At 56.0% G+C, this 4,819-nt stretch carries 4 protein-coding genes and 1 pseudogene; all 5 read left to right on the forward strand.

The features are described from left to right. The first annotated feature begins 529 nt into the window (after nucleotides 1–529). Entirely contained in the window at nucleotides 530–1,399 is an 870-nt protein-coding gene (locus tag FB593_RS27255) for an AraC family transcriptional regulator (RefSeq protein ID WP_321186353.1), read from the forward strand. A gap of 153 nt (nucleotides 1,400–1,552) precedes the next feature. Next, on the forward strand, nucleotides 1,553–2,305 hold the full coding sequence (locus FB593_RS27260; protein WP_013637034.1) for an SDR family oxidoreductase: 753 nt from the start codon (nucleotides 1,553–1,555) through the stop codon (nucleotides 2,303–2,305). 208 nt (nucleotides 2,306–2,513) lie between these two features. After that, nucleotides 2,514–3,680, forward strand: coding sequence for an IS110 family transposase (locus FB593_RS27265; RefSeq protein WP_145167644.1), 1,167 nt, complete (start codon nucleotides 2,514–2,516; stop codon nucleotides 3,678–3,680). A gap of 429 nt (nucleotides 3,681–4,109) precedes the next feature. Next, nucleotides 4,110–4,409 (forward strand): hypothetical protein, encoded by a 300-nt coding sequence (locus tag FB593_RS28035; RefSeq protein ID WP_080850283.1) that lies wholly within the window; start codon nucleotides 4,110–4,112, stop codon nucleotides 4,407–4,409. Then, a pseudogene (locus tag FB593_RS28040) lies at nucleotides 4,409–4,725 on the forward strand (VapC toxin family PIN domain ribonuclease); the annotation flags it as partial. The gene FB593_RS28035 and the pseudogene FB593_RS28040, both read left to right, overlap by 1 nt. Nucleotides 4,726–4,819: the final 94 nt, after the last annotated feature.

The raw sequence follows: 4,819 nt of genomic DNA on the forward strand, positions 1-4,819 counted from the left end.
AGGGCGCATAGATCAGTCCCTTGATCGAAGCATCCAGCTCGTTGACGACATAGCCGCCATAGGCGGTGCAGGCACGGGCGAGAGCAAGCGTCGGATGCAGGTCGCCGCGCGCTGCCAGGATCATCCTCAGGCAGCCCATGCCGCAGACATTGACCGCTCAGCGCGCCTATTCAGCTGTAGCGAGCAGCGCGAAAGCCGTTCGCCTCCCGCAAGACCGGTAAAAAGGGTTGACGCAGAAGGTTTGAGCATGGCGACAGCAAAGCCGGAAACCGAGACCGACAGCCCGGGGCTAGCGGGCCCGCATCTGAAATCTATGCCTCCGCCGTACCGCCTTATGCGGACTGGCACTGCCGTCGAAAACCGCGTCACCATGGTGGGTGATTTCTGGCATTCTCACAACACCGCTGTCTTAGGCCATGGACAACCAAGAAAGTCCATTTGATAATGAAATCGTATTCTAAATTATGGGTCGTGCAGAATGGATGCTTTGACCGACGTAGTGCAACTGCTAAGACCTAAGACAGTCCTCATGGGCAGCATGGTGGCATATGGAGATTGGGGAGTTCAGGTTCCGCCGCAATCTGGTCCAATGTTATATTTTATTATGGAAGGCTCGGCGCAGTTTCGCGCCAGCCATGGCGAAACATCGTCGCTGGAGACTGGCGATTTTATCCTGTCGGGAAATCCCACAGCCGACACATTCTTCAGCCGGCCTGACCAAGAGATCGTATTCTCCGATGAAGAGTTCAAGGCGCTCAACACGGTCGACGGAGAAATTAGGGTCGGCCAGGTTGGGTCGGAAACTCCGACGCGTATTATTGGCGGGTGCATACTCTGCGATCCAACGAATGCCGACTTGTTATCAGAGCTGCTGCCCACGCTTGTCCATGTCCGCGCTGAAGAGGGAATCGGAGCCCGTCTCGGCAACCTCATCGCTTACATACGTGATGAAGCGGCCAACTCCCGGGCTGGAAGTGACCTCATTTTGTCGCGGCTTTTGGAGGTCCTGCTTATCGAAACGTTGCGGCGCGAAGCCTCGACACTTCCAAACCCCGGAATGTTGCGTGGCCTTTCCGATCCCCAGCTTGCTCGGGCCATCAGCGACATTCATTCAGACGTCCGCCGCGGCTGGACGATCGCCGAGCTAGCACAACGAGCCGGAATGTCGCGTTCGGCCTTTGCCCGGAAATTCTCTGCGGCTGTTGGCCTCGCACCCGTTGAGTACCTTCTCAGATGGCGGATGGCCATCGCCAAGGACACATTGCGACATAGCCGGAGATCGTTAGAGGAAGTCGCCGAAAAGGTGGGCTACCAATCTGCCAGCGCCTTCAGCACTGCGTTCAGTCAGAGGGTCGGGTGTCCACCGAGTGAATTTGCGCGGATGGCAGGTGCGACCTAGATCACTTTGGTCATCGCCAATTCAGAGAAGAAATGAAGAGCCAACAAACAGCGCGATTAGGACGATACAAAACGCATAAAGGACGATCGATTATGGTTCGTCTTAGTTATCAGATTTAGAAGGAACCATCCTAAAAACAAATTGGAGGTTCCAATGAAAACCATTCTAATTACGGGCTGCTCCTCTGGCTACGGCCTGGAGACGGCTCGTCACTTCCTCGCAAACGGTTGGAACGTCATCGCCACGATGCGTACGCCGCGTGAGGATGTCCTCCCGCGCTCGACGTCACTTCGCATCCTGCCACTGGATGTCACGAGCGTTGACAGCATCGCAGCCGCGGTTGCGACCGCCGGCCCGATCGACGTTCTGGTCAACAATGCCGGAATCGGCGTTGTCGGCGCTTTCGAAGCAACGTCCATGTCGCATATTCGCAAGATCTTCGATACCAACACCTTCGGCCTGATGGCCATGACCCAAGCGGTGATCCCGCAGATGCGCGAACGCCGTTCCGGCGCGATCATTAACGTGACGTCCAGCGTCACCTTGGCTGACATGCCTCTTGCAGCAGCCTACAAGGCCAGCAAGCAGGCGATTGAAGGTTTCACCGGATCATTGGCACACGAGCTCGGCTATTTTGGTATTCGCACCAAGCTGGTCGAGCCAGGCTACGCTCCCACAACGCGGTTTACAGAAAACACGTCGGTGCGCATCGAGGACATGATCCCGCCAGCCTATGCCGATTTTGCAGCTCCAATCTTTGCCTCCTTCGCAAAGCCCGCACTGACAACGAAGGAAACCGACGTTGCCGAGGCGGTCTGGGCCGCGGTCGCGGACACCGCTGGTCAGCTTCGCTTCCCTGCCGGTCCAGATGCAGTCGAATTGGCACGCGCTGCTGGTATTATCTGACCTTTGGGCAGTGGACCGGGCGGCGGAGGAACCTTTACTCTGCCGCCTGACGCCTCTCTGGGTATGACGGCTAACGACTTGGCGGAGCACTGGAGCGGCGACGCCAGATGCTGCTCACTTCCCGCAGCTCTTGAGATCCCATCAGGGGTGAGTAGCGGCCTGCACCATGGCAGAGTGAGGTCGCTTGAAAACTCTCTGGAGGCCAATCATGCCGATAACAGCAGATCAAACTCAATCGCAGATCACTACTCCCGTCGATCTTGGCGCAATATTCGTCTCGTTGGAATTGAGTAAATCGACCTGGCTGGTGACAACTCTGTCCCCTGGCAGCGAGAAGATGTCTCGCCACTCCGTTACTGGAGGGGATATTGCCGGCTTGTTCGCATGCTTTGCAGCGCTTCGTCAGAAAGCCACTCGGCGAAAGAACATAGTTTACCCACTGGTGGTGATCCAGGAGGCCGGGCTGGATGGCTTCTGGCTGGGACGAGTGCTCAGCAAGGAGGCTTGGATCGAGAGCCACATTGTAGAAGCCGCATCAATTGCCATGCCGCGCCGGCATCGCCGGGCGAAGACCGACCGTATCGACGGCGAAACGCTGATCCGCGCATTGATGGCATGGAAACGTGGCGAACCTCGCGCGTGCTCAATGGTCAAACTTCTCTCACCCGAGGAAGACGACAATCGACGGATTGGACGGGAGCGGAAAACTCTGATTGCGGAACGTGTCTTCCACGTCAACCGCATAAAGGGGCTGCTCTTCACGCAAGGAATTCGGGATTACCAACCTGTCAATCGAGATCGCCGCCAACGCCTGGAAGAACTTCGGACTGGCGATGGTCGGCCACTCTCAAAGCATTTGAAAGGGGAAATCTGCAGAGAACTCGATCGCCTCGAATTGTTGCTCACACAAATCAAGGCTGTTGAAGCCGAGCGAGATGCCTTGATTGTTCAGGAGACGCCGGAAACGCCGAAAGAGGCGGCCGCGCTTTTAGGCATTAAAGGAATAGGCCCAGAGTTCGCTACGATACTTTACACGGAAGGCTTGTTCCGACACTTCGACAATCGGCGGCAAATCGCATCCTATGCGGGTCTTGCGCCCTCCCCTTGGCAAAGCGGCAACGTCAATCGTGAACAAGGGGTCTCGAAAGCGGGAAATCCGCGATTGCGGGCAACGATGGTCGAACTCGCCTGGCTATGGCTGCGACACCAACCGAAATCGACTTTAACGCTATGGTTTAAGGAACGCATCGCTCGGAACGCCGGCCGTTTAAAGACGCCGATGATCGTTGCGCTCGCGCGTAAGCTGCTCGTGACCCTCTGGAAGTATGTGAGCTCCGGCGTCGTCATCGAAGGTGCCATCATGAAAACCGCCTGAAAGACAAACTGCTGCGAAACACAGTTTCTAATCCTCAGGGCCTGATCAGCCCTGACGGATCCAGGTGAACGGACCGGGTATCCTTTTGGCTTCAAACGCCGACCTTGAGTTTGGTCCCGTTCTCCTGAGCCCGTGCCCGTCGAAAGCGGGATAATGGTGCAGCCGCGTGAGAGCGGCGACCGGATGTGAGGTTGTATAGGCCCGAGAACCGGGCCGGTAATTGCTATGGGCTCAGACCGTGGATCCGCCTACGAAGGAGAAATTCGATGCCACTCGAATGAACAATTGACAAAAATCCTGATGTGAGGGGATACGAAGTGACGACCGCAATATTCTAATCAAACTCTAGCTGCGCCAATATCATTCCTCCTGACGACTTGTCGAAACCTCGATATCCAGCTTTATTACTGGAAATATCTGGAGGATCAGATGGCTAGCTCTCAGACACGCGCAATTCAGAAATATAGAAGCCGCCTGGGCGACCGCGGTCTCGCTCGTTTTGAGGTGCTCGGGCGCGATAGTGATCGCAGCCTGATTAGATCACTTGCGCGCCGATTGGCCGAAGATGGCCCGGAAGCAGCCAATTTACGAGCCTTTGTAAGCGAAACTCTCGCTGGAGAGCCGCCGAAAAAAGGAGGGATTGTCGCGGCACTCCGCCGATCACCATTGGTTGGAGCAAATCTCGACACACCCCGTTCACGCGAAGAAGGTCGCGAGATCGATTTGTAATGCGCTATTTGCTCGACACCAATATTCTCAGCAATATCACGAAACCAGAGCCTTCAGCGTCATTGTTGACATGGATGGCTGAACAATTTGACGATGATTTGTTCATCGCGTCTCACACTATCGCCGCGATACACCGAGAAATACTCGAGAAGCCGGAGGGTAAAAAGCGAACTGCTCTCGAAACTTGGTTGGAGGCAAGGAGGGGCCGCTGTCACTCTTCGCAGGTCGCATCCTTTCGTTTGACGAGAAGGCAGCCCTCGTTTGGGGAGAGCTGATGGCACAAGGAAGGGCAACCGGCCGCCCGCGTAGTGCGCTGTGAATAGCCCCGAGTTTCGTAGACACCCTCAGGTTAGGGTTTCTGCTGCTTTTCGAACTCGACGGGCGACAGCATCCCGTTTCTGACATGTTTG

The sequence above is a fragment of the Rhizobium sp. SJZ105 genome, assembly GCF_007828365.1.
GTDB classification, from domain to species: Bacteria; Pseudomonadota; Alphaproteobacteria; order Rhizobiales; family Rhizobiaceae; genus Agrobacterium; species Agrobacterium tumefaciens.